The organism is Geothrix sp. 21YS21S-4, from assembly GCF_030845995.1.
GTDB lineage: Bacteria > Acidobacteriota > Holophagae > Holophagales > Holophagaceae > Geothrix.
On sequence record NZ_CP132719.1, the window covers coordinates 1,240,128 to 1,265,093 of the forward strand.

Consider the following 24,966-nt stretch of genomic DNA (forward strand, 5'->3'; position numbering starts at 1 on the left):
GGAGGCGTGCCGTAAGGGAAAGGTCTCGCCTCGGGCCAGACTCGATATCCTCCCACGGCTTCGCCGCTCGCGATCACTGTCTCGAAGGGAGTTGTATGCGCAGCTCTTGGTACGCCCACCTTTCTTTGAAGGGAAAGCTGGTTCTGACCTTCGCGTGCCTGCTTGCGGTGCTGGGCGGGATGGCGGCCTGGAGCCTGATGGCCCTTCGCCAGGAACACCAGCGGTTCGAAACGGCCTTCCGCGAGAACCTGCTCCCCATTTCCGCCCTGGCCCAGGCCAACTCGGCGCGGCTGCGCGCCCAGTACCGCGTGGTCCTCCACGTGGCGACCGCTAATCCGGCCACCATGGCCGAGCAGGAGTCGCGGTGCAAGGAGCTGGACCAGGAGTTCCAGCGGAAGATCGAGGGCTTCGAACAGGGCATCTCCCTGCCCATCGAGCGGGAGGTTTTCCCCAAGTTCAAGCAGGGCTATGCGGACCAGGTCGCCCTGCGCGAGAACGAGATCTTCCCGGCCTCCCGGAGCGGCCAGAAGGCCCGCGCCCTGGAGCTGATGACGTCCAAGCTGGTTCCTTTGAGCCTGGCGATGAACGGCATGGAGACGCAGCTCCGGGAGGCGAACCTGAAGGAGGCCGAGGACGGGACGCTCCGCGCGAGGGAGATCTACAACCGGACCTTCGCCCTCTTATCCGGCCTCACCTTGATCTCCGTCCTCGTCAGCATCGGGCTGGGCGTCCTCCTCTACCGCGCCACCCAGCGGCCCATCCAGGCGTTCACCCGCGTGCTGGAAGCCACGGCCAAGGGCGATCTCACCGCCCGCTGCGATCTAACCACCCGGGAGGAATTCGGGGCCATGGCCCGCACCCTCAATGGCATGGGCGAGAACCTGCGGGACACGGTGAGCGCCATCCAGCGGGCCGTGGAGCAGGTGGCCAGCGGCTCCCACGAGCTCTCCGCCGCGGCGGATCAGATGGCCCGGACCACGGCTTCCATCGCCCAGAGCTCCGACATCCAGCGCGAAGGGTCGGAACACATGGCGGCGGCCATCGCGGAGCTGAGCGCCAGCATCGCGGAAGTGGCCACGGGAGCCGCCCAGAGCCAGCGGCAGTTGCACGAGACCGAGCTGGCCACCGACCATGGCGTCTCTTCCGGCACCGCCACCACCCGGGCCATGGAGGACATCACCCGCACCGCCGGCGAGATTTCCCGGGCGGTGGTGGTCATCCAGGAGATCGCCCGACAGACCAACCTGCTCTCCCTCAACGCCGCCATCGAGGCGGCCAAGGCCGGCGCCATGGGCAAGGGGTTCGCCGTCGTCGCGGAGGAGGTCCGCAAGCTGGCGGAGCGGTCCGGCGAAGCCGCCAAGGAGATCGGCGGCCTGCTCCAGGGCGCCCAGGACGCCGTGGCCCAGGGCGGCGCCACCGTGGAGGACACCGTCGGGGCGCTGGGCACCATCCAGCGGAATCTGGGGAGCTTTGCCCAGGCCGTCCGCCACATCACCGAGGCCACCGCCGAGCAGAACCGCACCGGGGAAGGCGCGGCCCGGCGGGTGGAGCAGGGCGTGTCCGAGGCCATGCAGACGGCTTCCGCCGCCACCCAGCTCGCTGCGACCACGGAGGAGATCGTCCGCACCGCCCGCGCCCTGGCCGAGCTGTCCCAGGACCTGGAGCGCCGGATGGCGGGTTTCCGCGTCTGACCCCGGCGAGAAGGCCCTGGGATGGCACGCACCCCGAGGTGCCTTCTGTCCCCGTGGAGCGCGGATGCCTAGAGTGGAATTCCGATCCGAGGAGCTTCCATGGCCATCGCCAAAGCCTATGCCGCCACTTCCCCCTCCGCGCCCCTGGCGCCCTTCCAGATCGAGCGCCGGGAGGTCGGCCCCCACGACGTCCAGATCGAGGTGGCCTACTGCGGGATCTGCCATTCGGACCTCCACCAGGTGAAGGACGAGTGGGGCGGCGCCAAGTTCCCCATGGTGCCCGGCCACGAGATCGTGGGCCGCGTCACCGCCGTGGGCGCCCACGTGAAGAACTTCAAGGAAGGCGACCTGGCGGGCGTGGGCTGCATGGTGGACAGCTGCCGCACGTGCCCCAGCTGCGAGCGGGACCTGGAGCAGTTCTGCGAGAAGGGCGCGGCCTTCACCTACAACGGCACCGAGATGGACCGGAAGACGCCCACCTACGGCGGCTACTCCTCCAGCCTGGTGGTGAACGAGGGCTTCGCCCTCAAGATCTCGCCCAAGTTGGACCTCGCCGCCGTCGCGCCCCTGCTGTGCGCCGGCATCACCACCTATTCCCCCCTGCGCCACTGGAAGGTGAAGAAGGGCGACAAGGTGGGCGTCGTGGGCCTGGGCGGTCTGGGCCACATGGCCGTCAAGCTCGCCGCCGCCATGGGCGCCGAAGTCACCATGCTGAGCACGTCCAAGAGCAAGGAAGAGGACGCGCGCAAGCTGGGCGCCCACCACTTCGGGCTCACGTCGGACGAGGCCACCTTCAAGCGGCTGGCGGGCCACTTCGACCTGATCATCGACACCATCTCCGCGCCCCACGACTACAACAAGTACCTGGGCCTCCTCCGCGTGGAAGGCGCCATGGTGCTGCTGGGCGTTCCCCCCGAGCCCACGCCCGTCGCCGCGGGCTCCCTGATCTTCGGGCGCCGCACCCTCAGCGGGTCGCTGATCGGCGGAATCAAGGAGACCCAGGAGATGCTCGATTTCTGCGCCGAGCACGGCATCGTCTCCGAGATCGAGCTGATCCCCGTCCAGCAGGTGAACGAAGCCTACGAGCGCATGCTGAAGAACGACGTCCGCTACCGCTTCGTCCTGGACATGAAGACCCTGTAGCCTTCAAAAAGTAATTCACCGCCAAGGCACCAAGAAAAAGAGCTTGAGTCAGAGCTTTTCTTGGTGTCTTGGTGGTGATTCTTTTGGATGCAAAACGGCATCAATCCCGCGGAATCGGCAGCCCCTGCTGGCGGAGAAAGCTGAGCTTGTCCCAGTAGCCGCGCTGGAAGGCGATGCGGCCTTCCACCACGCGGAAGAAGCCGCAGCCGCGGAGGCCCAGGGGGTCGCGCCATTCAAGGATCGCCCACTCGCCGTCCTCGAACAGGTTCTCCACCACGCACACCATCTCCGCCGCGGCGAATTCCCGCTCGAACATGGCTTGAATCGCAACGCGTCCTTCCACGGGGCTCTCGGCCACCTGGTGGTTGATGGCGTCCTCGTGGTACATCGCGCTCAGGGCCGCCACGTCGGCGCGGTTGAAGGCCTCGACCCAGGCGGCGACCACGGCCCTGGGCCGCGAGGAGGCCGCTTCGCCCAGGGGCCGCGCGAAGGCCAGGACGTGGCCGTCGGGATCCAGGGAATAGGCCGCGGCGTGGCCCCAGTCGCGGGGAAGCCACGGGCTGAGTTCCTTCGCCCCGGCCGCCAGGGCGCGGGCATGGGCGGCCTCGGCGTCCGCCATCTGGAGGTACAGTTCCGCCCGCGGGAGATCGGGACCCGTCAGGTCCACGCCCGATCCCAGCAGCCGCTGGGCGTTCGCCTTGGGCATCAGCCCCAGGATTCCGCCGCCGGGCAGTTCGAATTCCGTCATCCCCGGGACATCGAGCCGGGGCCCGTATCCCAGTGCCGCCGCGTAGAACGCCGCGCTGCGGGCCTGGTCGGACACGTAGAGGACGAAATGGGAGACGGGATTCATCGCTTCATCCTGCCAGAGAGGGTTACGCGGGGGCTTCGCGGGCGGCGGGATAGCGCTTCGCCATGTTTTTTCTCCGTCAAGCCGCCAAGAAAAGCTCTACCCCCCTGGGGATGCGGTTCTTTGTGCCCTTCGTGCCTTGGTGGTGATCCGTATTTTTTGAATGCAGAGGGGCATCAGAGCTTGCTGAGGTACTTGATCCCCGTATCGCACATCACGGTGACGAGGGTGGCGCCCGGTTCCAGGCGTTCCGCCAGCCGGAGCGCGGCCACGACGTTGGCGCCGGTGGAGGTTCCCGCGAACAGGCCCTCCTCCCGCGCCAGGCGACCGCACATGGCCGTGGCTTCCTCCGTGGAGACGCGCTCGATGTCGTCCGCCAGGTCCTTGCGCCACAGGGGGACGACGAATCCGGCGCCGATTCCGTCGATCCGGTGGGCGCCGGGATTCCCGCCGGACAGGACGGGCGATTCCGCGGGTTCCACCGCCACGAGGCGGATCGGCCCGTCGCGGCGGCGCAGGGCTTCCGCCGTTCCCCGGAAGGAGGCCGCGGTGCCCACGCTCTGGACGAAGGCGTCGACGGCGCCGCCCGTCTGCTCCCAGATTTCCGTCGCCAGGGTTTCGTAGGCCGCGAGCTGGTCGGTGTTGTTCAACTGGTCCGTCCAGAAGCTGCCGGGCTGTTCCGCGATGCGCCCGGCGGCTTCCACCATCTCCCGCGTGAGCCGCTCCGTCATCCCGCCGCCCTCGCTCCGCACCACCTGGAGTTCGGCTCCCAGGATCCGCATGTGGTCCAGCTTCTCCCGGGCGAAGGCGTCGGACGTCACGATGCGCAGGGGATAGCCCTTCACGGCGCAGATCAGCGCGAGCGAAACCCCGGTGCTGCCGCCGGTGTATTCCACGACGAAGCCGCCCGGCTGCAGGCGGCCGCTCGCTTCGGCGGCCTCGATCATGGCGAGGGCCATCCGGTCCTTCATGCTGCCCGTGGGATTCCCGGCTTCCACCTTCAACAGGATGCGGGAGCCATTGGAGGGTGCCAGGCGGTGGAGGGCGACGAGCGGCGTCCGGCCGATGGCATCGAGGATGTTCGGGTGGATGGGAGACATCGTCCGCTTCCTTTCCGGTGGGAAGGAATCAGAGGGCCGCGCAGAGTTCCTCGGTGGGGAGGACCTTGGCGAACAATCCGTTCAGGGCCGCAAGGTAGGCCGCCTGGACGTTTTCCGCGGGCACCTGGACGCCGTTGAACGCCAGGGCGCGGGTGGCGCAGCCGTCCTGGGCGAGGGCGCAGGTGAGGCCGAGATCCGCCGTCGCCCGAAGGGTGGTGTCGATGCACATGTGGGTCATCATTCCCGCGACCGTCAGGTGGGAGATGCCGTTCGCGCGCAGATGCTCCAGCAGCGGCGTCTCCTTGAAGGCGCTGGGGAACGCCTTCTTGAACACCGCCTCGCCGGGCGCGGGCTGGACGGAGGCGTGGAATTCCGCGCCGGGCGTTCCCGGCAGGAAGAAGGTCGCCCCGGGCCGGGCACTCACATGCTGGATGTGGATGACGGGCAGCCCCTTTTCCCGGAAGGCGGCGAGCAGCTTCCCGGCCTGCGCGGCGGCGGCCTCGGCGCCCACCACCTCCATGGCCCCGCCGGGGAAGTAGTCGTTCTGGATGTCGATCAGCAGAAGCGCCGCAGCCATGGGAACCTCAGGAAACCAGAGGAATAGATTAGCTCCGCTTGGGAGTCAGGAAGCGGACGCTGTTGCCGTCCGGATCCCTCAGATACATCTCCCGGTTTCCCCAGGTCTGGTCCGTGGGCTCCAGGGGGATGGGCAGGCCCCGGCCCGCGAATTCCGCGCGGAGGGCGTCCACGTCCTCGACGAAGAGGTTGACGGCGCTCCCCGCCACGCCGTCCCCCGCGTGGGAGGACAGGTGCAGCCAGACGCCGTCCCGTTCGAGGGCCAGATAGCAGGGATCCGCCCCGTCGGCGGCGCTGGAGGAGGCCTTCCGGAAGCCCAAGCCCCCGCAGTAGAATGCCTCGGCCTTCCGGGCGTTGGAGACGTGAAGGAGCGGAACGGCGACTTGGAACATGGGGGCTCCGGGATGGATCCGCGTCCTCAGGCCGATGCCCGCGTGGCCAGGAATTCGCCGTTGCCCACGGGCACGGTGCAGGTGGCGAAGTCGGCATCCGCGGCCACCAGCGCCACGAAGGGCGCCATTTCCGCGGCGTGCGAGAGGGCGTTGTCCACCACCAGCAGCCCGCCCGGTCGCAGCACCCGCTTGAGGTCGGGCCACCACGCGGAATATTCGGAGCGCTCGGAGTCGAGGAACACGAGGTCGAAACCGGCCTCGGCGGAACTCTGCAGCAGCGCTCCGGCCTCCCCCTGGACCTGCGTGATGAATTCGGAAAGCCCCGACCGCTCGAAGTTCCGGGCCGCGAGGCCGCACTTGAACTCGGACCACTCGACCGTGATCACCCGCCCGCCCACGGCCTCCGCCGCCGAAGCCAGCCACAGCGTGGAATACCCGTTCGACGTCCCGATCTCCAGCACCCGCCGGGCGCCCATCGCGCGCACCAGCACCGCCAGCAGCTCCCCGGTGTCCCGGGTGATGTTGAGCATCCGGCGCGGGCGCTCCGCGATCGCGCTGTCGTTGCTCTGCCCGAACGCTTCGAGTTCGCGGAGGAGGACGGGAAGGGACATAGGGGCTCCGGGGATTTCCCACACGGTAACTCGGCGCCATGAAGAAGGGACACCGGGATTCGCCGAGCCGGAGCCCGCGCGATCCAAGAGGATCTTGGCCCTCGGTCAACTCCCGCTTGGCTTCACCGGTCGCCGCAGCCCCGTATCCAGCTTGTCGATGATGCCGGCCCAATCCGCGTCGTCCTGGACCTGCTCGCGGAGGAACTGGGCCTGGGAGAGGCTCCAGAAGGGCGCTTGGTAGAGGGGGATGTGGGTGTCGAGCGGGCAGTTGGATTCGATGAACGCCTGGATCTCGGCCGGCTGGGAAGGAAGGCCCAACTGGACGAAGAGGTCGGTCATCGAATGGTGGGTGACGGAATGAAGGTTGCCGTTCATCGAGGGGAGCCCTCCATGGGAAAGAGTAGGCCCCCTTTAGGGAAGATGAGGTGTGATTTTGAATTGGTAAAAAAAGACAGTCAACCGGCGCGTTGATGAAGCGATCTCATCCTCTCCCTCCGAAGGGGGGAAGTGGGTTTCGAGTTGAGCCCGTCCGGGGCTCACACCTCAGGGGCGGGCCGGGGGCGTCGTCCGGAGTTTGGGTTTCGCCTGTTTGTGGGGAGCGCAGACCCCGCAGGTGCCTCCGGCATTGCAGTGCTTGCAGCGACTGCAGTTCCGGCAAGCGCGGCAACTGGGGGAACCCGTGCACCGGCCCGCGAGGGCGGGCGAGGCGCTCCCCAAAAAGATGCCCAGGAGCAGGATGGTGGACGAGAACTTGATCATCGGATCCTCCAATCGGAACTTCGGGGAAGGGAGCGTCAAGACTGGGTGACTTTGTATACGTTTCCGGCCGTATCTTTGGCCACGCCCAGCAGGGGAGCGTCCTTGGTTTCCTCTCTGTAAAACTCGAGCTGGAATTCCGTGCCCCGGTTGCCGAGGATCTTGGATTTCCCATGCCACTTGGACCCCAGCACATGGGCCGTGTAATAGCCTTGGCCGAATAGGAGGTCCCAGGAGCCGGACAATTCCGAGGTCATCTGACCCGGCGGAACGCGCGCCCATGGGCCTTCGCACGCCTCCCCACTGGGCAACTGGAAGGAGATGAAGCCGGAGGTGAGGCCGCTCGTGGAGGCCGTGATGGCGAGCGCGGGACTTTGATCTGAAAAGGGTCCCTTCACCGGATAAAGAAAGAGCCTGGGATGCAGAACTGGAATGCAGGCTGTGTGGATAAGCAGGCACATGCCCGCTGAAAGGACGAACGGCATTCTCATGAAGGACTCCTTTCGAGGCGCTCCAGGTCCCGCCGGCGCCCGGGAAGAAATCAGCCGGATGGCGCGAGGGCTTTCGCCTGATTCAGGATTCGAATGAGCAAGGACGGACCGCCTCCAGGGAATCCCCACGGGGGCCATCCGTCAATGCCGATCTGGAGGGAATCTTCGAGGCTCAGCCCCAGACGCGCTTTCCGCCGACCCACGTCCCGACCACCTTGCCGGGGAGGCTCCAACCCTTGAAGGGCGTGTTGTAGGACTTGGACTGGATGAACGCGCGGTCCACCTGGACGGTGGCCTGGGGATCGAAGAGCACGAAATCCGCCGGGGAGCCGGGCGCGAGGGTGCCCAGGCCGCGGCGATCCAGGTGGAAGACCTGGGCCGGTTTCCAGGACAGGAGGGCGACCGCGCGGGCCAGGTCGATGACCTTGCGGTTCACCAGCAGTTCGAGGGTGAGGGGCAGGGCGGTCTCCAGGCCGATCACGCCGAAGGCGGCGATGGGCAGCTCCACTTCCTTGTCGTCCCAGCCGTGGGGGGCGTGGTCCGTGGCAATGGCGTCCACGGTGCCGTCGGCGAGGGCCTCCAGGACGGCCTGGATGTCGGCTTCGGTCCGCAGAGGCGGGTTCATCTTGTGGTCGCTGTCGAACTTCATCAGCTCCTTGTCCGACAGGGCGAAGTGGTGGGGCGTCACTTCGCAGGTGACGTTCAGTCCCCGGGCCTTGGCCTCTCGCACCATGCGCATGGAGCCCCGGGTGCTGAGGTGGGCCAGGTGCAGGTGGCCGCCGGTGTGCTCCGCCAGGACGAGGTCCCGGGCCACCATCGCTTCTTCCGCCGCCGCGGGAATGCCCAGGCAGCCGAGGGACGCGCTGACGGCCCCTTCGTGCATGTAGCCCTTGCCTGCGAGGTCGCGATCCTCCTCGTGGGCCACGATGGGAACCTCCAGCCAGCGGGTGTATTCCAACGCCCGGCGCATCAGCGCGGCGTTGCCGATGGGCAGCCCGTCGTCGCTGAAAGCCACGCAGCCCGCGGCTTTCAGGGTGCCCATGTCCGCGAGTTCCTCGCCCTTCATCTCGCGGCTGACGGTCCCGATGGGGAAGTAGCGGCAGAGGCCGGCCTTCTCGGCGCGAGCCAGCATCATCTCCGTGATGGCGACGCTGTCGTTCACGGGCTTGGTGTTGGCCATGGCGCACACGGATGTGAACCCTCCGGCCACCGCCGCCCGGCTGCCGGTCTCGATGCTCTCCTTGCGGGTCTGCCCCGGCTCGCGGAAATGCACGTGGAGATCCACGAACCCCGGCGCCAGGACCGCGCCGCCACCATCCAGCACCTCGGTGCCTTCGCGCTTGGGAATCGCGGCCGCGTCCGCAGCGATCGCCTCCACCGTCCCGTCCGTCACCAGCAGCACGCCGGGCCCGTCCAGGTTCTGCGAGGGATCCACGAGGCGGACGTTCTTCACGAGGAGGGACATGGGAACTCCAGAAAACCACCGATGTCCAAGAGATTAAAAGAAGAACACCGATGAACACTGATAAAAGCTGATGAACACCGAAAACACGGTCGACGGGAAAGGCGTTTGATCTGGGGTTTGGGAAGGCCGAAGTTGATGAGGAGGCAGGTGGAAAGGCGGGTGGCTTTGAGATAGTTCAGGCACTGGGCCGTGTGGATCTCCTCCAAGGCCCGGCAGGCTTTCAGTTCGAGAAGAAGGCATCCCTCCACCACGAGATCCGCGATGTAAGTCCCGACGACGCGATCCTCATAATGGACGCTGATGGGAACCTGCTGCTGATGGACCAGGCCAGCCCTTTCAAGTTCAAAGGCCAGCGCGTTTTCATACACCTTTTCCAGGAACCCCGAACCCAGCGCATTGGCCACCTTGAACACGCATCCGATGACAGCCTCGGTCAGCGGATCGTGATCGACGCGGGCCGCCCTTGCTTGATCGGTGTTCATCAGCTTTTATCAGTGTTCATCGGTGTTCCGCTTTGTCCTATTCCATCCGGTAGTTTGGCGCTTCCTTGGTGATCATCACGTCGTGGGCGTGGCTTTCGCGCAGGCCGGCGCCGCTGATCTCGACGAGGGTGGCCTTCTGCTGGAAATCGGGCACCGACGCGCCGCCGCTGAGGCCCATGCCGGCCCGCAGCCCGCCCATGAGCTGGGTGACTAGGTCGGCCATGCGGCCCTTGTAGGGGACCTGGCCCTCGATTCCCTCCGGCACCAGCTTCGCGTCGTCCTTCCCGTCCTGGAAGTAGCGGTCCTTGCTGCCCTGCTTCATGGCGCCCAGGCTGCCCATCCCGCGGTAGGCCTTGAAGGTGCGGCCGGCGTAGAAGATGGTCTCGCCGGGGGCCTCGTCGGTGCCGGCGAACAGGCTGCCGATCATCACGCAGTCGGCGCCCGCCGCGATGGCCTTGGCCACGTCGCCGCTGAACTTGATGCCCCCGTCGGCGATGCAGGTGATGCCCGCCTCCCGGCAGGCCCGGCTGGCCTCGGCCACGGCGGTGATCTGGGGCATGCCGGCGCCGGTGACGATGCGGGTGGTGCAGATGGAGCCGGGTCCGATCCCCACCTTCACGGCGTCGGCGCCGGCGTTCGCAAGGTCCTTGGCGCCCTGGTAGGTGGCGACGTTCCCGGCGACGAGGGGGAGGTTCGGGAAGGCCTTCTTGAGGGCCTTCACGGCGTCGAGGACGCCCCGGCTGTGGCCGTGGGAGCTGTCCAGGCAGAGCACGTCCACCTGGGCCTCCACCAGCGCGCCCGCGCGGTCCAGCAGCTCCTTGCCCACGCCCACGGCGGCGCCCACGCGCAGGCGGCCATGGGTGTCCTTGCAGGCGCTGGGGTACTCGATGGACTTCTCGATGTCCTTGACGGTGATCAGCCCCTTGAGCTGGCCGTCGGCGTCCACCACCAGCAGCTTCTCGATGCGGTGCCTCTGGAGGATGCCCTTCGCCTCCTGGAGGGTCGTGCCCACGGGCACGGTCACCAGGTTGTCCTTGGTCATGGCCTCGCGCACGGGCAGGTCCCAGCGGGTCTCGAAGCGGAGGTCCCGGTTGGTGAGGATCCCCACCAGCCGGTGGCCTTCCACCACGGGCACGCCGCTGATCCGGAACTTGGCCATCAGGGCCTCGGCGTCGCGGATGGGCGCGTCGGGGCCGATGGTGATGGGGTCGGTGATCATCCCGGATTCGGACCGCTTCACCTTGTCCACTTCCTCCGCCTGGCGCTCGGGGCTGAGGTTCTTGTGGACGATGCCGATGCCGCCCAACTGGGCCAGGGCGATGGCCATCCGGCTTTCCGTCACGGTGTCCATGGCGGCGGACATCAGGGGAATGCGGAGCCCGATGTCCCGCGTGAGCCGGGTGCTCAGGTCCACCTGGTTAGGGTGGATCTCCGAATAGCCTGGGACGAGCAGGACGTCGTCGAAGGTGAGGGCGCGCATCAGGGGCAAGGTCAGCATCGGGAAGCCTTCTTCCGGGCCCGCGGCCTGCGGGACCTTGCATCCCATGGTCTCATGGCCGGCGCGCGGCTTCCAGCCTTGGCGGTCACGTCCGCTCAGCGGCGAGTTCCAGGGGAAACGGGCAGCGCCAGCCGTCGGAAGGCGTTCCCTGCCAGGGCCCGGGGTCCAGGCAGCATTCCGAGGCGGAAGGGCAGCGGGGCCGGAAGGCGCAGCCCCCGGGGCGTTCGCCGGGAACCGGCAGGAACCCGGATTCGGAGGACGGCTGGCGCTGCGCCGCCTCCACCAGGCGGGCGGTGTAGGGGTGTCGGGGGGTGGCGAGCAGGCGGGAAGCGGGGCCGGCCTCCATGGCCTCGCCGCCGTAGAGGACCAGGAGCCGGTCACAGGCGCGGCGGGCCAGATCGAGGTCGTGGGTGATCCACAGGAAGCCGAGGTTCCGTTCCCGCTGGAGGTCCAAGGTCACATCCAGGAAGGCCGCTTCCGCTGCCGGGTCGAGGGCGGTGGTGGGCTCGTCCAGCACCAGCATGTCGGGCTCGCAGGAGAGGGCCATGGCCAGCACCAACCGCTGGCGCTGCCCGCCGCTCACCTGATGGGGGAAGCGGGCCAGGAAGGCCGGATCGGAGGGGAGCCGGAGGCGCTCCAGAAGGGGCGCGAGCCGTGTCGCCGCCGTGCGGGAGGACTCTCCCCGATGGATGCGCGGCAGGAGGCCCAGATGCTCGCCGAGGGTGAGGAGGGGATTCAGGGCCCGACCGGGTTCCTGGGGCACCCAACCCAGCCGGTTCCCGCGGATCCGGTCCCGGGCCGGACCTGGCGGGTCGAGAGGTGTCCCGAAGGCCGCGAGGGACCCTGCCGCCTGCCTCACGCCCGGCGGCAGGACGCCGAACATGGCCCGGGTGAGGAGGCTTTTGCCCGAGCCGCTCTCCCCCACCAGGCCCAGCCGGTCGCCGGGGGCCACCTGGAGGCTGAGGGGTCCCAGCAGCCGCACCCCGTCCGCCCGTTCCAGGAGCAGTGCGTCGACGGTGAGGGACATTCCCGGAGAATGCCACGGAAGTGATGGGGATCAAAGGGTTTCGAACGGGTCAAGAATGGCTCTTGACGCCCCCTTTCCCCGTCCTACCCTTGGTCCACCGAACCCACCCGCGGGACCACCCGCCCCGCCTAAGGCATGGAGGTTTCATGGATTTTCTGCGCCCAGAACTTCAGGACCGCCTCATGAAGGAGCACTTCGAATTCCGCAAGCTGATGGAGGAACACCGGGCCGCCGACACGCGCCTCGGCGATCTCCAGAGAAAGCCCAGCCTGTCGGCCAAGGAGTCCCTCGAAGAGGTGGAACTGAAGAAGACCAAGCTGCGCGCCAAGGAACGCATCTACAGCATCGTGCAGGAAGCCTCCCACCGCGCCGAACACTAGGCTTCCGCGCTCGCGGGAAAAGCCCCGGGAATCGGCCCGGGGCTTTGTTTTTTTAACCGCAGAGGGCTGCCGATGGAAAGCCGCCATTCTTCGGCCCTTCATCTGCGCAAATCGGCGTCATCTGCGGTTCAAATCCATTCATTTCAGGACAGGAACCTCGGCCGATAGGCCTCGCCCACCCAGTAGACCAGTTCCAGCATGTCCTCCACGTCCCACAGCAGCACCTCCGCGCGGGCGCCGGGGTGCAGGTGCCCCAGGTCATCGCGGCGCAGGCTTCGGGCGGGATGGAGGGTGAGGGCCGTGAAGGCTTCCTCGAAGGTCATCCGGAGCTGAAGGCAGCCCAGCCGGAGGATGGTGAGCGGGTCGAGACACGGGCAGGAGCCGGGGTTGAAGTCCGTCGCCAGGGCCACGCGGCACCCGGCTTCGATCATCTTCCGGGCGGGCGCCCAGTCGCGCATCCCCAGGAACAGCGTGGTTCCCGGCAGCAGGACGGGCGTGACGTCCGCGGCGGCCATGGCCTTCATGCCCGCGTCGCTGCAGAACATGAGGTGATCCGCGCTGGCGGCGCCCAGCTCCGCCGCCAACTCCGCGCCGCCCGTCCAGGACAGCTCGTCCGCGTGGACCCGGGGGATCAGGCCCAGGCGCTTCCCGGCCTCAAGGACCCGCCGGCCTTGGTCCGCCGTGTAGACGCCGGTCTCCACGAACACGTCGCAGAACCGCCCCACGCCGGGGTGGCGGCGCACCAGTTCAGGCAGCCAGTCCTCGGCCACGGCGCGGGCGTTGGCTTCGGCATCGCCTCTGAACTCCGGCGCCAGATCGTGGGCGGGCAGGAGGGTCACGTCGAGGCTCCAGCCGCGCCGCTGCAGTTCCGCGTAGGCGGCGGTGAGGCGGGACTCCGACTCCAGCTCCAGCCCGTAGCCGGTCTTGCATTCGAGGTGGACGACGCCTCGCTCGCGGAAGGCCCGCAGCCGCGTTTCGCCCACAGCCACCAGCTCTTCGACCGTGGCGCCGCGGGTGGCGCGGACGGTCTCCCGGATCCCGCCACCTTCCGCGGCGATCTCCTGGTAGGTGGCCCCCTGGAGGCGCCGGTTGAACTCTCCGGAGCGGTTGCCGCCGAATAGCAGGTGCGTGTGCGGATCCACGAAGCCCGGCGTCACCCACGCCCCGCCGCCGTCCACCTGTGGAGCGTCCGCCCAGGCGACGGGCAGGTCCGCCGCCGGACCCATCCAGGCCACGCGGTCCCCTTCCAGGGCCAGGACGGCGTCCGGAATGCGGTCCACCGCCCACGTCCGGGCAGGATCGGGGGTCAGCAGGCCCCGGAGGTTCACGAGCACGCGGCGGTCCGACATGGGAGCAGTTTGGCAGGGGAGGGCGGCGGAGGAAGGGGCAGGGGACCGTTCGAGACAGAACGTCAAGGAGGGGATGGGCGCGCCATGCGAACCTCTTCTTCAGCCCCACTCGACCTTTCGATCCGAATTTCCGTCGAGGTATCCCGCCATGATTCGTCCGTCGCTTCTGCTCGCTTTCCTTCTCAGCTTCGGGGCTGTGGCCCAAACGGTGGCCCCTCCGGTACCCGCGCCGACTCTCAAAGCTGGCGAGGGGCTGGCCATCGCGCTGGGGGAGGACGAGGTCCGCACTTACGGCGCGGCGCGGACGGAGGCGCCCATGGGGGACCTCGCGAAGCTGGTGTGGATGAAGCTGGAGGGAGCGGACTGGTCCGCGCGGGGGGTGCGGTTCCGGTGCGGGGGCGCGCCCGCCTGTCGGGAACCCAAGGGCCACGGCCGGGTGGATCTGGCGGGGGCGCTTCAAAGGGATTGCGATGCGGCCTTTCTGGCCTGGATCGGGGAGTCCTCCACGCAAAACACGGAGCTGTACGGGCCCGAGGGAGCGCGGCTCCGGGTCGACGAAGCCTTCGGGCCCTTCCTCGGCCGCCGCCTGCCCCCCGGCGATCGCCTTCCGGCGTTGACGGCGGCCTGGGTGGGGCGCGGCGATCTGCTCCGAACCAGTCCCGAGGCCTTCCTCCGCTGGCTGATGGAGCCGGACCGCACGGAGGTGGTCACCTTCGGGCGGCGCTACCTGGCGGGCTTCTGGGTGGAGGTGAAGGATCTCCTCGGCAAGGAGGGCTGGTGGTTCAAGACGGCCACGGCCCCGATCCCCGGCGACCCTTCCCGCACCAGTGCCTGGGTGGCGGGAGGACGGGGGCCCATCCTGGTGGTGCTCCATGTCCCCGAAGGGCGGGGCGAGCGGGAGGGGATGGCGCGGATCCGCGAGATCCTGGGGCTGGATCGATGACGGGAACGCCTGATGGCGCGGCGGCCTGGACCGTGTACCTCCTCCGCTGCGGCGACGGGACGCTCTACTGCGGGATTGCCCTGGATGTGGCGGCGCGGCTGGCCCTCCACCGCGAAGGGAAGGGCGCCAAGTACACGCGGGGCCGAGGGCCGCTGGAACTGGCGTACTGGGAGACCTGCGGCTCGAAGGCGGAAGCCCTCCGGCGGGAGCGGGCGCTCAAGCGCCTGCCGCGGGAGGCCAAGCTCAGGCTGTGCGGCCCGACCGCATCTCGCTGAGCAGGGACGCCACGGCCGCCTTCGGATCCTCGGCCTTGAACACGGCGTTCCCGGCCACGAGACAGTCGGCCCCCGCGCGGATGAGGTCGGCGGCGTTCTTGGATCCGACGCCGCCGTCCACTTGGATGAAAAAGGGGACGCCCCGCTCGCTGCGGAGGGCGTCCAGCCGCCGCACCTTGTCCAGGACACGGGGGATGAAGCTCTGGCCGCCGAAGCCAGGATTGACGCTCATCAGCAGGACGAAATCGAAGTCGCCCACCAGGTCCACCAGCGTCTCCACGGGCGTCCCGGGATTCAGAACCACCCCGGCCTTCCCGCCCGCCTGGCGGATGGCGGCGAGGGTGCGGTGGAGGTGGGGATCGGCCTCCTGATGGACGCTCACCCAGTTGGCGCCGGCCTTCACGAAGTCCGCGGCGTAGCGAAGGGGCTCCACGATCATCAGGTGGCAGTCGAGGGGCAGGGCGGTGGCCTTCCGCAGGCTCTCCACCACGGGCAGGCCGATGGTGATGTTCGGCACGAAGCGGCCGTCCATCACGTCCACGTGCACCACCTGCGCGCCCGCGGCCTCGATGGTCCGCAGTTCCTCGCCCAGCCGCGCGAAGTCGGCGGACAGGAGGGAGGGCGCCAGGAGGGGGGCGGGAGGGCGGAGGTCCATGGCCCTAGTGTGCCAGGGGCACTTCCGCGCCGTTCACCCAGAGGCGGCCGGGACGGAGCTTCCTCAGGTCCGCCGGGCTGAGGTTTCCCACGGGAGCCTGGACCCACAGGAGATCGGCGGCGGCCCCCTTCCGGAGGACGCCGAGATCCTTCGCGCGGCCCAGCGCGGCGGCGTTTCCGGCAGTGTAGGCGCCGATGGCCTCGGCGCGGGTGAGGCGCTGGGCGGGCAGGAAGCCCTCCGGCGGGTTCCCTTCGGGATCCTGCCGGGTCTCCGCGGCGGCGAGGCCCAGGAAGGGATTCGGATCCTCCACCGGCGCGTCGCTGCCGAAGGCGAGGAGGGCGCCGCCGTTCACGAGGGTCCGCCAGGGGAAGGCCTCCGCCAGGCGGGCGGGGCCGAGCCGGGCGGGCGTCCAGGCGTGATCCGAGGTGCAGTGGACGGGCTGGACACTGGCCACCACGCCCAGCTTCCCGAACCGGGCGGCGTCCTCCGCGGTGACGATCTGGGCGTGCTCGATCCGGGGACGGAGGGAGCCGCGGCCCTTCCGTTGGGCCTGGGCGAGGAGGTCGAGGGCGGCGCGGTTGGCGGCGTCGCCGATGGCGTGGATGGCGGGCTGGTAGCCGGCCCGGAGGGTGGCGGTGGCATCCGCCGCCACCTTGGCCGGCTCCGTGACCCACAGCCCCTGGGTGGCGGGCTCGTCCGCGTAGGGCGCCAGGAGGCGCGCGCCGCGGCTGCCCAGGGCGCCGTCCAGGTAGAACTTCACGCCCTGCACCTGGAAGAAGGACAGCGCCCTGGCGCGGGGCTGCTTGAGTTCGCGCAGCATGAGGTCGTGGTCGTGGCTGAGGTAGGCGAACACGCGGATGGGGAGGGTGCCCGCGGCGGCCATCCGGCGGTAGGCCGCCAGTTCAGGGGCCTCGATTCCCATATCCGCGACGGCGGTGAATCCCTGGGCGCGCAGGGCCTCCAGCCCGGCTTTCAGGCGAGCCTCCACTTCCGCGGGAACCGGCGCGGGGATGCGCTTCCGGATGAGTTCCACGGCCGCGTCCAGGAGGATGCCCGTGGGCCGGCCGAATTTATCTTTCAGGATGCGCCCGCCGGCGGGATCGGGCGTGGTGGGGCCGATCCCCGCCAGCGCCAGGGCGGCGCTGTTCACCCAGGCCGCGTGGCCGTCCACGCGCTGGAGGAACACGGGGCGGCTGCCGGTGAAGGCGTCGAGGTCCAAGGCTTTCGGGAACGCCTTGGAGGGCCAGCGATTCTGGTCCCAGCCCCGGCCTTCCAGCCAACCGGCGGGATGGGCGTCGGCCCAGGCGCGGATGCGCGCCAGGGTGGCGGGCAGGTCCGCCATGCCGGTGAGGTCCACCTTCCGCCCCAGGGCGCCGAGGCCGCCGACGTGGGCGTGGCCTTCGATGAAACCGGGAAGCAGGGTGCCGCCGGGAAGATCCGTGCGGCGGGCGGCGGGGTAGGCCTTGGCCAGGGCCTCCGGCGTTCCGACGGCGAGAATCCGACCTTTGCGCACGGCGACGGCCTGGCCGCGCTGGGGGCCTTCAGGGGTCCAGAGATCGGCTCCGGCGAGGATCTGGGCGGGCGGCGGGGGCGGCAGCGGCATGGCGAACTCGTGAGGAAAGGGCCAGTGTAGCGTCCGCGCGAGACCCGGCGATAAGGTGGATCCCAACGGAGGCCCCATGTACCAGCGGGATTTCCTGGACCAGGTCCGGGCGCAGCTCACGGTGAAGGAAGATCCGGCGAAGCTGCGGGAGCGGACCTTCGAGACGAGTTCAGGCATCCCCCTGAAGAACAGCTACACCCCGGCGGATATCCCCGACCACGACCCACTGCGGGACCTCGGCGCGCCGGGGCGCTTCCCCTTCACGCGCCACGTGCAGCCCACAGGCTACCGGGGCCGCTTGTGGACCATGCGCCAGTACGCGGGCTTCGCCACCGCCGAGGAGAGCAACGCCCGCTACCGCTATCTCCTGGACCAGGGGACGACGGGCCTTTCCGTGGCCTTCGACCTGCCGACGCAGATCGGGATGGATCCCGACCATCCCATGGCCCTCGGCGAAGTGGGCAAGGTGGGCGTGTCCATCAGCTCCATCCACGACATGCGGACCCTGTTCAAGGACATCCCCCTGGACAAGGTGACGACCAGCATGACCATCAACGCGCCGGCCGCGGTCCTGCTGGCCCTGTACCTGGCGGTGGCGGAAGAGCAGGGCGTGTCCTGGAGCCAGGTGGGCGGCACCATCCAGAACGACATCCTCAAGGAATACATGGCCCGGGGGACCTACATCTTCCCGCCGCGCCCGAGCCTGCGGCTGATCACGGACATCTTCGCCTTCTGCGCGGAGCAGGTGCCCAACTGGAACACCATCTCCATCAGCGGGTACCACATCCGCGAGGCCGGTTGCACCGCCGCCCAGGAGATCGCGTTCACCTTGGGCGACGGGATCGCCTACGTCGAGGCGGCCCTGGCGGCGGGGCTGAAGCTGGAGGCTTTCGCCCCGCGGCTCAGCTTCTTCTTCAATGCCCACAACCAGTTCTTCGAGGAAGTGGCGAAGTTCCGCGCCGCCCGGCGGCTGTGGGCGCGGATCATGAAGGCGCGTTTCAACACGGACGATGCAAAAAGCCAGATGTTGCGTTTCCACACCCAGACCGCGGGCAGCACCCTCACCGCCCAGCAGCCGGACAACAACATCGTGCGCACCACCGTCCAGGCCATGGCCGCGGTGTGCGGCGGAACCCAGAGCCTCCATACCAACAGCCGGGACGAAGCCCTGGCCCTTCCCACGGAGCAGAGCGCCCGCATCGCCCTGCGGACGCAGCAGATCCTGGCCTACGAATCCCGCGTGGCCGATGTGGTGGATCCCTTCGCGGGCAGCTACCTGATCGAAGCACTCACGGACGAGTTGGAGGCCCGCGCCGAGGCGCTCCTCGCCAAGGTGGACGGCCTGGGGGGCATGGTCAGCGCCATCGAGCGGGGGTTCCCCCAACGGGAGATCCAGAACGCGGCCTACGCCTACCAGAAGGCCGTGGAGAAGGGCGAACAGGTGGTGGTGGGCGTCAACCGCTTCGCCATCGCCAACGAACCCGCGCCGGACCTCCTGCGGGTGGACGAAGCCCTGGGCGACCAGCGGCGGCGCCAGGTGGCGGTCCTTCGGGCAAGCCGGAATCAGGCCGCCGCGACCGCCGCCCTCGAAGCCCTGGCGCAGGCTGCCCGAGGGACCGACAATCTCATGCCCCACATCCTCGATGCCGTCCGGGCCGAGGCGACGGTAGGAGAAATCTGCGACGCATTGAGAAGCGTGTTCGGCGAGTATCAGGAACAGTTGGTGCTGTAGGCACCCTTATTGCAAGGCTGTGACCGTCCGTCCCGCTCCCCCGCGGGACCTTCACCCCCCGGAGGCCCCCATGCGCATCGCCACCCTCGCAGCCGCTGCCGCGCTGCTCGTCGCCCTTCCCGCCCAGGCCAAGATGCCGTGGGTGAAGAAGTCCCAGGAACTCGGTTTCACCGACGTGAAGGATTGCAAGGCCTGTCATGTGGGCACGCCGAAGAAGGGTGGGGAATTCACCGCCCGCGGCCAGTTCCTGGAGGAGACCAAGGCCAAGAAGAAGGCCGCCGAGGTCGATCTCGCTTGGCTGAAGGACTACAAGGGCAAGTGATCGGACTTTTCACCGGCAACCGGGCGGATTTCCGCCCGGTTGTTTTGTACGTCCGCCCCGGAGATGTCGGTGCGGCGCTTTTCTTCCCGCACGAATCCGTACAAATGTCACAACTCCCGTGACGCAGGTCATCTGCCCCTAGCATCCGCCCGAAGAATCAGGCTAGGGTTAGAAGACTTGAGAGGTGGCTATGCGTCGGGTGCTCGCTGGAATCTTCGCCCTCGCCCTCGGGGCCGCGCCCCCGTCCGCGAAGGATTGCGTGGGCTGCCACGACGTGGACTTGGCCAAGTTCGCGACCACCAAGCACGGCAGCATGGCCTGCACCGACTGTCACAGCAGCATCACCAAGCTGCCCCACGCCGACAAGCCGGTGCCCGTGAAGTGCGCCACGTGCCACGAGGACCAGGTCAAGGCCTACGGCAAGAGCATCCATGGCATCGCCAAGCAGAACGGCATGTCCGACGCCGCGACCTGCGTCTCCTGCCACGGCCCCGCGCACAACATCGTGGGCAGCAGCGAGCCCGGCTCCAAGGTGAACAAGAAGAACCTGGCGGACACCTGCGGCGCCTGCCACTCGAATCCCGAGTTCCTTGCCAAGCACCAGATTCCCTTCGCCAAGCCGGTGGAGGCCTATCGCCTGAGCATCCACGGGCGCGAAGTGGCGAAGGGCAACACCGCCGCCGCTTCCTGCTCCGATTGCCATGGCAGCCATGACATCCTGCCCTCCTCCAACCCCGACGCGAAGGTGAACCGCGCGCGCGTGGCCGAGACCTGCGGCATGTGCCACAGCGACATCCAGGCCGTCTACGCCGACAGCGTCCATGGCCTCGCGGTGAAGCGCGGCTCCAAGGATTCGCCCACCTGCACCGGCTGCCACGGCGAGCACAACATCCTGGCGCCCAAGGAAGCGGGCTCGCTCGTGAACCCCGCCCGCGTGTCCACCGTCACCTGCGGCCGCTGCCACGGCGACGAGCGGCTGGATTCCCGCTACGGCTTCGGCGACAAGGTCCCCGCCTTCCAGGACAGCTTCCACGGCCTGGCCATCCGGGGCGGACAGAAGACCGCCGCCAACTGCGCCTCCTGCCACGGCGTGCACAACATCCTTCCCTCCGCCGACATCCGCTCCACCGTCAATCCCGCCAACCTCAAGCAGACCTGCGGCCAGTGCCACCCCGGCGTGAGCGACAAGATCACCCGCGGCAAGGTCCACGTGGGCATGGCGAGCAGCGTCGAGCACATCTCCGTCAAGTGGATCCGCTGGGCCTACTACGCCCTCATTCCCATGACCATCGGCTTCATGCTGTTCCACAACGGCCTCGACTACGTCGCCAAGCTCCGCCGCCACAAGCCGCACCACGGGACCGGCGAGCAGCTTCCCCGCATGAACAAGATGTTCCGCATCACCCACGGGATGGTGATGGTCAGCTTCATCCTCCTGGTCATCACCGGCTTCGCCCTCAAGTTCCCCGAGGCGGGCTGGGTGAAGGTCCTCGGCATGAGCGGCGCGGGCACCGTCCGCGGCGTCATCCACCGCGTCGCCGCGATCGTCATGCTCGCCGCCACCGGCCTCCACATCGTCCACCTCGCCCTGGTGAAGAAGGACCGCGTCATCCTCAAGGAACTGCTGCCTGGCCTGCAGGACGCCAAGGACATCGCCAACGTCATCCGCTACAACCTGGGCCTCACGTCCAAGCGGCCGACCTTCGGGGTGTTCGGCTACGCCGAGAAGATGGAGTACTGGGCCTTCATGTGGGGCACCGTGGTGATGGCCGTGACCGGCATCCTCCTCTGGGCCCAGAACTGGAGCCTGCGCGTCTTCCCGATCTGGGTGCTCGACGCCGCCACCGCCGCCCACTGGTATGAAGCGATCCTGGCCAGCCTCTCCATCCTCGTGTGGCACTGGTATCTGGTGATCTTCGACCCCGAGGTCTATCCGATGGATCTCGCCTGGCTCACCGGCAAGGCCTCCGCGGACCACCTGCGCGAAACGCGGCCGGAGTACTACGCGGCCCTGATGAAGAAGCACAAGCCCTCAGGCGGCGACCACGCCGAATAGCCTGCACGGTTGAGGGGCGCCTTCGGGCGCCCCTTTTTTCGGTCCGGACCTTGAGCCGGATCTTCCCCCCAAAGAGTAAGGAGTCAACATGCGCCGCATCACCCTGCTCACCGCCGCCCTCGCCCTGGCCGTCGCTCCCGTCGCCAGCGCCAAGGTGCCCTGGGTCAAGAAGGCCAAGGATCTGGGCATCCCCCAGATCGAGAACTGCAAGTCCTGCCACGGCGACAAGAACACCAAGGACAGCCTGAACGACGCCGGCAAGTGGATGATGGAGCAGAAGGCCGCGAAGAAGGCCGCCGAGTGCGACGTGGCCTGGATGAAGGAATACTACGCGAAGAAGAAGTAGGCTTCGCACGCACGAAAAAGCGGCGCCGAAAGGGCGCCGCTTTTTCGTGGCCGATGGAGGCTTAGAGGCCCAGCAGGGCGCGGGCTTCCGCTTCCAGGCGGTCCAGGAGGTCCTCTCCGCCGCGGGACTGAAGGTAGACCTTGAGCTTGGGTTCGGTGCCGCTGGGGCGGAAGGCCGCGAAGGCGCCGCTCTCCAGACGGAACTTGAGGACGTTGCTGCGGGGGATGGGCAGGGCCACCACCGGGCGGTCCGGGCGGTCGAGGATGGGCTCGCTGCGGCCATCCACGTGGTGCTGGCCCGTGTGGAAGTCCTCCCAGGCCACCACCTTCTCGCCGGCCAGGGAACCCAGGCCCGCCGCGCGGATCCGGCCCATGGCGTCGGCGAAGCGCTTGGCGCCGCCGGGACGGGGATCCTCCAGGTTCACGAGGCGGTTGCGGAAGGTGCCCACCTTGGCCATCAGGGCGTCCACGGCGTCATAGAGGCCGAGGCCCAGCGCTTTGTAGTGGCCCGCCATCTCGGCGACCACCAGCGCCGCGGTGACGCCATCCTTGTCGCGGAGGTCCGGCGGCAGCAGCATTCCGTAGCTCTCCTCCGCGCCGAACGCGTAGGGCTCGCCGAGGGCCTCCAGGCGGTCCATGCACACGGCGATGTTCTTGAAGCCCGTGAGGGTCCACACGACCGGAAGTCCGTGATGGCGGGCCACGTCGGCCATGAAGTCGGAGGTGACCACGGTGCTCACCACCGCGCCCTGCCGGCCCTTCTGGGCGCACAGGTAGTCCAGGGTGAGGGCCGCCAGGTCGTTGCCGGACATCAGCTCCCATTCGCCGTTGCGCTTTGCCACCACGCCGATGCGGTCCGCGTCGGGGTCGTTGGCCAGGATGAGCTCGGCGCCCATGGCCTCCGCTTCCCGGAGAGGTGCGGCGTAGGCCGCCAGCTCCTCGGGATTGGGCCGGGGCGCGGTGGGAAAGGCGCCGTCCTGGATGCCCTGGCTGGGACTGAGGGTGAGGGGGATGCCCGCGGTCTCGAACAGGGTGGGCACGAAGGCTCCGCCCGTCCCGTGGAAGGGGGTGTACAGGATCCGCACGGGCTCGAAGGGCTGGGGATGCTGGAGCAGGGACAGGCCCATGGCGACGTAGGCCGATTCCACTTCCGCGGGAATGGGCAGGATGCTCCCTTCCACGGGGCGGGGCGGTTCGGGGACCAGGGGCAGGGAGGCCATGTGCGCTTCGATCTCCGCATCCCAGGGCTCCACCACCTGGCCGCCGAGGTCGTTGTAGGCCTTGAACCCGTTGTATTCCTTGGGATTGTGGCTGGCGGTCACGATCACGCCGCAGGCCGCGCCCAGCCGGCGCATCGCGAAGCAGAGGAAGGGCGTGGGAAGGGGCCGGGTGCCGATGAACACCTGGAAGCCCGCGGCGGCCAGGACGGCGGCGCTCTCGGCGGCGAAGGTATCGGACTGGATGCGGGTGTCGTAGCCCACCACCGCGATCCGCTTTCCGGGCGCGCGCCGGAGGGCCACGGCGGCCAAGCCGAGCGTCGCGCGGCGGATATTGGGCCGGTTCATCCGGCGGAGGCCGGCGGCCATGAAGCCGCGCAGTCCGCCCGTACCGAAGGCGAGGGGCTCCGCGAACCGATCGTCCAGTTCCACGAGGGCCGCGGCATCGCCCTGTTCAGCCCGTGCCACCAAGGGCTCCAGCTCCGCGCGGAGGTCCGCTTCGAGGTGGGGAAAGGCAAGGTAGGCGCGGGCTGAATCGAGGCTCATGGGGAATCCTGGGCGAACCTCCAGGATCGCAGAGGAACGCGGGCGGGCTCAAGTCGCGGCGCGCCGCCGGAGCTCAGGCGCCGCCCAGCGAGATGTCCTCCAGGAGGATGCTCAAGCCGGCTTCGCTGCCGTACCACCGGAGGTCGTTCCCCAGCGCCACGATCCGGGTGAGGAAGTCCTTCAGGTTGCCGGCGAAGGTGAGCTTGTCCACCGGTTCGGCCACGGCGCCGCCGCGGATGCGGAGGCCCGAGGCGCCCACGCTGAGATCGCCGCTGACGGGATCCACGGTGTGCAGGCCCATGATTTCCGTGATGATCACGCCGTCGCCGACCATCCGGTACAGCGCCTCCGGCGAGGTCTCTCCCGGCAGGGGGAAGAGGTTGAACGTCGTGGCGCCAGGCTGGCTGCCCAGCCCGCGTCCGGCGCTGCCCGTGGGGGCGTGGCCCATTTCCGCGGCGGTCTTGAGGGTGTGGAGGTAGGTCTTGAGGACGCCCCCTTCGATGAGGGTGTTGCGCCGGGTGGGAAGACCCTCGGCATCCCAGGCTTTGGTGCCCAGAGCCGGGCAGCCCGCGGCCTCGGCCAGGCGGCCGTCGTCCACCAGGGTGAGCAGGGGTGACGCGATGGATTCGCCCAGCTTTCCCGCGAACAGGCTGCGCTGCTTGAGGACGGATTCCGCGTCCAGCATGCCCGCGACCAGGCCCAGGACGTCCACCGCCACTTCGGGATCCAGGACGACGCGGTACTTGCCCGCGGGGAGCCGCTGGGGATTGAGCTTCCGCTCGCCCTTCCGGGCGGCTTCCGCGCCGAGGGCAGCGAGATCCAGCCCCGGCCGGCGCGCGGCGTCCCAGTGCCAGGCGGCCTGGCGCTCATCGCCATCGCCCATGGCCAGCTCGATGGACGCCGAGCAGCTGGACCATACGTCCGGGGCCCGCACGCCCTTCTGGGTGAGGAGGAGGCTGGCGCCGGACCCGTCGCTCCAGGCGGACTGGCGGACCGCGGCCACCTTCGACGACGCCTTGCGCGCTTCGGCTTCCAGCTCGAGGGCCCATCCGATGCGCTGCCCGGGCGTGAGGTTGTCCACCGCCGGATCGAAGTGGCTGGGCAGGTCGTCGGCGCCGTGGGGCTCCGCCTGGCGCAGCCAGGGATCCTCGTCGCCCAGGGCGCTCAGTTCCCAGGCCTGGGCGATGAGGCCGCGGAAATCCGCCGCGCCCAAGTCCGTGGTGGTGGCCATGCCCGTGCGGAATCCCTTGCCGCCGCCGCGGATCACGCGGACGCCGACGCCGCCGCGCTTGCTGGTGGTGAGGTCCTCGAGGGCGCCGTTCTGCACCTTGGCCTTGCGGCTGCGGGAGACGGACACGAAGGCCTCGGCGCCTTCCGCACCCAGTTTCAGGGCGTGCTGGATGCCCTCCTGGAGGCGGACTTCGAGTTCCGCGGGAATGAAAGATGTCAGATCGGTCATGG

Annotated in this window: 26 protein-coding genes and 1 pseudogene; 9 read left to right on the top strand and 18 right to left on the bottom strand. The window is 68.6% G+C overall.

Features of this window, described 5'->3' with window-relative positions:
- Positions 1–95: 95 nt before the first annotated feature.
- Positions 96–1,691 (top strand): methyl-accepting chemotaxis protein, encoded by a 1,596-nt coding sequence (locus RAH39_RS05605; protein ID WP_306591823.1) that lies wholly within the window; start codon positions 96–98, stop codon positions 1,689–1,691.
- 99 nt (positions 1,692–1,790) lie between these two features.
- Positions 1,791–2,834 (top strand): NAD(P)-dependent alcohol dehydrogenase, encoded by a 1,044-nt coding sequence (locus tag RAH39_RS05610; RefSeq protein ID WP_306591824.1) that lies wholly within the window; start codon positions 1,791–1,793, stop codon positions 2,832–2,834.
- Positions 2,835–2,934: 100 nt separating this feature from the next.
- On the opposite strand, the gene RAH39_RS14060 is transcribed toward RAH39_RS05610, so the two are convergent.
- From RAH39_RS14060 to RAH39_RS05670, 13 genes and pseudogenes are all read right to left on the bottom strand, one after another.
- On the bottom strand, positions 2,935–3,312 hold the full coding sequence (locus RAH39_RS14060) for a nuclear transport factor 2 family protein (protein WP_373467351.1): 378 nt from the start codon (positions 3,310–3,312) through the stop codon (positions 2,935–2,937).
- 21 nt (positions 3,313–3,333) lie between these two features.
- Positions 3,334–3,687: pseudogene (locus RAH39_RS14065) on the bottom strand (VOC family protein); the annotation flags it as partial.
- A 173-nt stretch (positions 3,688–3,860) separates the two neighbouring features.
- Positions 3,861–4,784 (bottom strand): PLP-dependent cysteine synthase family protein, encoded by a 924-nt coding sequence (locus RAH39_RS05620; RefSeq protein ID WP_306591826.1) that lies wholly within the window; start codon positions 4,782–4,784, stop codon positions 3,861–3,863.
- A 28-nt stretch (positions 4,785–4,812) separates the two neighbouring features.
- A complete protein-coding gene (locus tag RAH39_RS05625; RefSeq protein ID WP_306591827.1) occupies positions 4,813–5,361 on the bottom strand; it encodes a cysteine hydrolase family protein in 549 nt (182 codons plus the stop codon).
- Between the two features lie 28 nt (positions 5,362–5,389).
- Positions 5,390–5,752, bottom strand: a complete 363-nt coding sequence (locus RAH39_RS05630; protein ID WP_306591828.1) for a bleomycin resistance protein — start codon at positions 5,750–5,752, stop codon at positions 5,390–5,392.
- A gap of 26 nt (positions 5,753–5,778) precedes the next feature.
- The gene (locus tag RAH39_RS05635; protein ID WP_306591829.1) at positions 5,779–6,363 is read right to left on the bottom strand and encodes an O-methyltransferase; all 585 of its coding nucleotides are present in this window, start codon (positions 6,361–6,363) and stop codon (positions 5,779–5,781) included.
- 105 nt (positions 6,364–6,468) lie between these two features.
- A complete protein-coding gene (locus RAH39_RS05640; protein WP_306591830.1) occupies positions 6,469–6,738 on the bottom strand; it encodes a DUF2789 domain-containing protein in 270 nt (89 codons plus the stop codon).
- A 168-nt stretch (positions 6,739–6,906) separates the two neighbouring features.
- Positions 6,907–7,122: a hypothetical protein gene (locus tag RAH39_RS05645; RefSeq protein ID WP_306591831.1), complete on the bottom strand. Its 216-nt coding sequence runs from the start codon at positions 7,120–7,122 to the stop codon at positions 6,907–6,909.
- Between the two features lie 35 nt (positions 7,123–7,157).
- The gene (locus RAH39_RS05650; RefSeq protein WP_306591832.1) at positions 7,158–7,610 is read right to left on the bottom strand and encodes a hypothetical protein; all 453 of its coding nucleotides are present in this window, start codon (positions 7,608–7,610) and stop codon (positions 7,158–7,160) included.
- 172 nt (positions 7,611–7,782) lie between these two features.
- Positions 7,783–9,075 carry a dihydroorotase gene (locus RAH39_RS05655; RefSeq protein ID WP_306591833.1) on the bottom strand — a complete coding sequence of 431 codons (1,293 nt, stop codon included), beginning with the start codon at positions 9,073–9,075 and terminating at the stop codon, positions 7,783–7,785.
- Positions 9,060–9,557 (bottom strand): GxxExxY protein, encoded by a 498-nt coding sequence (locus RAH39_RS05660; RefSeq protein ID WP_306591834.1) that lies wholly within the window; start codon positions 9,555–9,557, stop codon positions 9,060–9,062. Before RAH39_RS05660 ends, RAH39_RS05655 begins: the two co-directional genes overlap by 16 nt.
- A 37-nt stretch (positions 9,558–9,594) precedes the next feature.
- On the bottom strand, positions 9,595–11,055 hold the full coding sequence (gene guaB / locus RAH39_RS05665; RefSeq protein WP_306591835.1) for an IMP dehydrogenase: 1,461 nt from the start codon (positions 11,053–11,055) through the stop codon (positions 9,595–9,597).
- An 85-nt stretch (positions 11,056–11,140) separates the two neighbouring features.
- Positions 11,141–12,082, bottom strand: coding sequence for an ABC transporter ATP-binding protein (locus tag RAH39_RS05670; RefSeq protein WP_306591836.1), 942 nt, complete (start codon positions 12,080–12,082; stop codon positions 11,141–11,143).
- 146 nt (positions 12,083–12,228) lie between these two features.
- Here RAH39_RS05670 and RAH39_RS05675 point away from each other — a divergent pair, with 146 nt between their 5' ends.
- On the top strand, positions 12,229–12,462 hold the full coding sequence (locus RAH39_RS05675; protein ID WP_306591837.1) for an HP1242/YdcH family protein: 234 nt from the start codon (positions 12,229–12,231) through the stop codon (positions 12,460–12,462).
- 143 nt (positions 12,463–12,605) lie between these two features.
- On the opposite strand, the gene hutI is transcribed toward RAH39_RS05675, so the two are convergent.
- Positions 12,606–13,811 (bottom strand): imidazolonepropionase, encoded by a 1,206-nt coding sequence (gene hutI / locus RAH39_RS05680; protein WP_306591838.1) that lies wholly within the window; start codon positions 13,809–13,811, stop codon positions 12,606–12,608.
- Positions 13,812–13,959: 148 nt separating this feature from the next.
- Between hutI and RAH39_RS05685 the strand changes: the two genes are divergently transcribed.
- Positions 13,960–14,754 carry a hypothetical protein gene (locus RAH39_RS05685; RefSeq protein WP_306591839.1) on the top strand — a complete coding sequence of 265 codons (795 nt, stop codon included), beginning with the start codon at positions 13,960–13,962 and terminating at the stop codon, positions 14,752–14,754.
- Positions 14,751–15,029, top strand: a complete 279-nt coding sequence (locus RAH39_RS05690; protein WP_306591840.1) for a GIY-YIG nuclease family protein — start codon at positions 14,751–14,753, stop codon at positions 15,027–15,029. The genes RAH39_RS05685 and RAH39_RS05690 overlap by 4 nt, the downstream gene beginning before the upstream one ends.
- Here RAH39_RS05690 and rpe read toward each other — a convergent pair.
- Positions 14,998–15,684, bottom strand: coding sequence for a ribulose-phosphate 3-epimerase (gene rpe, locus RAH39_RS05695; protein WP_306591841.1), 687 nt, complete (start codon positions 15,682–15,684; stop codon positions 14,998–15,000). The two genes, RAH39_RS05690 and rpe, sit on opposite strands and share 32 nt — an antisense overlap.
- Before the next feature lie 4 nt (positions 15,685–15,688).
- A complete protein-coding gene (locus tag RAH39_RS05700; RefSeq protein WP_306591842.1) occupies positions 15,689–17,287 on the bottom strand; it encodes an amidohydrolase in 1,599 nt (532 codons plus the stop codon).
- A 76-nt stretch (positions 17,288–17,363) separates the two neighbouring features.
- Between RAH39_RS05700 and RAH39_RS05705 the strand changes: the two genes are divergently transcribed.
- The 4 genes from RAH39_RS05705 (at position 17,364) to RAH39_RS05720 (ending at position 21,743) form a co-directional block, all read left to right on the top strand.
- Complete coding sequence (locus tag RAH39_RS05705; protein WP_306591843.1) at positions 17,364–19,019, top strand: acyl-CoA mutase large subunit family protein; 1,656 nt, start codon at positions 17,364–17,366, stop codon at positions 19,017–19,019.
- Between the two features lie 70 nt (positions 19,020–19,089).
- Entirely contained in the window at positions 19,090–19,341 is a 252-nt protein-coding gene (locus tag RAH39_RS05710) for a hypothetical protein (protein WP_306591844.1), read from the top strand.
- A gap of 190 nt (positions 19,342–19,531) precedes the next feature.
- Positions 19,532–21,397: a cytochrome b/b6 domain-containing protein gene (locus tag RAH39_RS05715; RefSeq protein WP_306591845.1), complete on the top strand. Its 1,866-nt coding sequence runs from the start codon at positions 19,532–19,534 to the stop codon at positions 21,395–21,397.
- Between the two features lie 88 nt (positions 21,398–21,485).
- Positions 21,486–21,743 carry a hypothetical protein gene (locus tag RAH39_RS05720; protein ID WP_306591846.1) on the top strand — a complete coding sequence of 86 codons (258 nt, stop codon included), beginning with the start codon at positions 21,486–21,488 and terminating at the stop codon, positions 21,741–21,743.
- A gap of 61 nt (positions 21,744–21,804) precedes the next feature.
- Here RAH39_RS05720 and RAH39_RS05725 read toward each other — a convergent pair whose 3' ends face one another.
- Together RAH39_RS05725 and RAH39_RS05730 are read right to left on the bottom strand one after the other, a co-directional pair.
- Positions 21,805–23,505, bottom strand: coding sequence for a phospho-sugar mutase (locus RAH39_RS05725; RefSeq protein WP_306591847.1), 1,701 nt, complete (start codon positions 23,503–23,505; stop codon positions 21,805–21,807).
- 73 nt (positions 23,506–23,578) lie between these two features.
- Positions 23,579–24,964 (bottom strand): TldD/PmbA family protein, encoded by a 1,386-nt coding sequence (locus tag RAH39_RS05730; protein WP_306591848.1) that lies wholly within the window; start codon positions 24,962–24,964, stop codon positions 23,579–23,581.
- Positions 24,965–24,966: the final 2 nt, after the last annotated feature.

What these genes read in the sequence shown, in the direction of transcription:
- RAH39_RS05605 (WP_306591823.1), top strand. Translation starts at nt 96, where the DNA reads ATGCGCAGCTCTTGGTACGCCCACCTTTCTTTGAAGGGAAAGCTGGTT.
- RAH39_RS05610 (WP_306591824.1), top strand. Translation starts at nt 1,791, where the DNA reads ATGGCCATCGCCAAAGCCTATGCCGCCACTTCCCCCTCCGCGCCCCTG.
- RAH39_RS05620 (WP_306591826.1), bottom strand. Translation starts at nt 4,784, where the DNA reads ATGTCTCCCATCCACCCGAACATCCTCGATGCCATCGGCCGGACGCCG.
- RAH39_RS05625 (WP_306591827.1), bottom strand. Translation starts at nt 5,361, where the DNA reads ATGGCTGCGGCGCTTCTGCTGATCGACATCCAGAACGACTACTTCCCC.
- RAH39_RS05630 (WP_306591828.1), bottom strand. Translation starts at nt 5,752, where the DNA reads ATGTTCCAAGTCGCCGTTCCGCTCCTTCACGTCTCCAACGCCCGGAAG.
- RAH39_RS05635 (WP_306591829.1), bottom strand. Translation starts at nt 6,363, where the DNA reads ATGTCCCTTCCCGTCCTCCTCCGCGAACTCGAAGCGTTCGGGCAGAGC.
- RAH39_RS05640 (WP_306591830.1), bottom strand. Translation starts at nt 6,738, where the DNA reads ATGAACGGCAACCTTCATTCCGTCACCCACCATTCGATGACCGACCTC.
- RAH39_RS05645 (WP_306591831.1), bottom strand. Translation starts at nt 7,122, where the DNA reads ATGATCAAGTTCTCGTCCACCATCCTGCTCCTGGGCATCTTTTTGGGG.
- RAH39_RS05650 (WP_306591832.1), bottom strand. Translation starts at nt 7,610, where the DNA reads ATGAGAATGCCGTTCGTCCTTTCAGCGGGCATGTGCCTGCTTATCCAC.
- RAH39_RS05655 (WP_306591833.1), bottom strand. Translation starts at nt 9,075, where the DNA reads ATGTCCCTCCTCGTGAAGAACGTCCGCCTCGTGGATCCCTCGCAGAAC.
- RAH39_RS05660 (WP_306591834.1), bottom strand. Translation starts at nt 9,557, where the DNA reads ATGAACACCGATCAAGCAAGGGCGGCCCGCGTCGATCACGATCCGCTG.
- guaB (WP_306591835.1), bottom strand. Translation starts at nt 11,055, where the DNA reads ATGCTGACCTTGCCCCTGATGCGCGCCCTCACCTTCGACGACGTCCTG.
- RAH39_RS05670 (WP_306591836.1), bottom strand. Translation starts at nt 12,082, where the DNA reads ATGTCCCTCACCGTCGACGCACTGCTCCTGGAACGGGCGGACGGGGTG.
- RAH39_RS05675 (WP_306591837.1), top strand. Translation starts at nt 12,229, where the DNA reads ATGGATTTTCTGCGCCCAGAACTTCAGGACCGCCTCATGAAGGAGCAC.
- hutI (WP_306591838.1), bottom strand. Translation starts at nt 13,811, where the DNA reads ATGTCGGACCGCCGCGTGCTCGTGAACCTCCGGGGCCTGCTGACCCCC.
- RAH39_RS05685 (WP_306591839.1), top strand. Translation starts at nt 13,960, where the DNA reads ATGATTCGTCCGTCGCTTCTGCTCGCTTTCCTTCTCAGCTTCGGGGCT.
- RAH39_RS05690 (WP_306591840.1), top strand. Translation starts at nt 14,751, where the DNA reads ATGACGGGAACGCCTGATGGCGCGGCGGCCTGGACCGTGTACCTCCTC.
- rpe (WP_306591841.1), bottom strand. Translation starts at nt 15,684, where the DNA reads ATGGACCTCCGCCCTCCCGCCCCCCTCCTGGCGCCCTCCCTCCTGTCC.
- RAH39_RS05700 (WP_306591842.1), bottom strand. Translation starts at nt 17,287, where the DNA reads ATGCCGCTGCCGCCCCCGCCGCCCGCCCAGATCCTCGCCGGAGCCGAT.
- RAH39_RS05705 (WP_306591843.1), top strand. Translation starts at nt 17,364, where the DNA reads ATGTACCAGCGGGATTTCCTGGACCAGGTCCGGGCGCAGCTCACGGTG.
- RAH39_RS05710 (WP_306591844.1), top strand. Translation starts at nt 19,090, where the DNA reads ATGCGCATCGCCACCCTCGCAGCCGCTGCCGCGCTGCTCGTCGCCCTT.
- RAH39_RS05715 (WP_306591845.1), top strand. Translation starts at nt 19,532, where the DNA reads ATGCGTCGGGTGCTCGCTGGAATCTTCGCCCTCGCCCTCGGGGCCGCG.
- RAH39_RS05720 (WP_306591846.1), top strand. Translation starts at nt 21,486, where the DNA reads ATGCGCCGCATCACCCTGCTCACCGCCGCCCTCGCCCTGGCCGTCGCT.
- RAH39_RS05725 (WP_306591847.1), bottom strand. Translation starts at nt 23,505, where the DNA reads ATGAGCCTCGATTCAGCCCGCGCCTACCTTGCCTTTCCCCACCTCGAA.
- RAH39_RS05730 (WP_306591848.1), bottom strand. Translation starts at nt 24,964, where the DNA reads ATGACCGATCTGACATCTTTCATTCCCGCGGAACTCGAAGTCCGCCTC.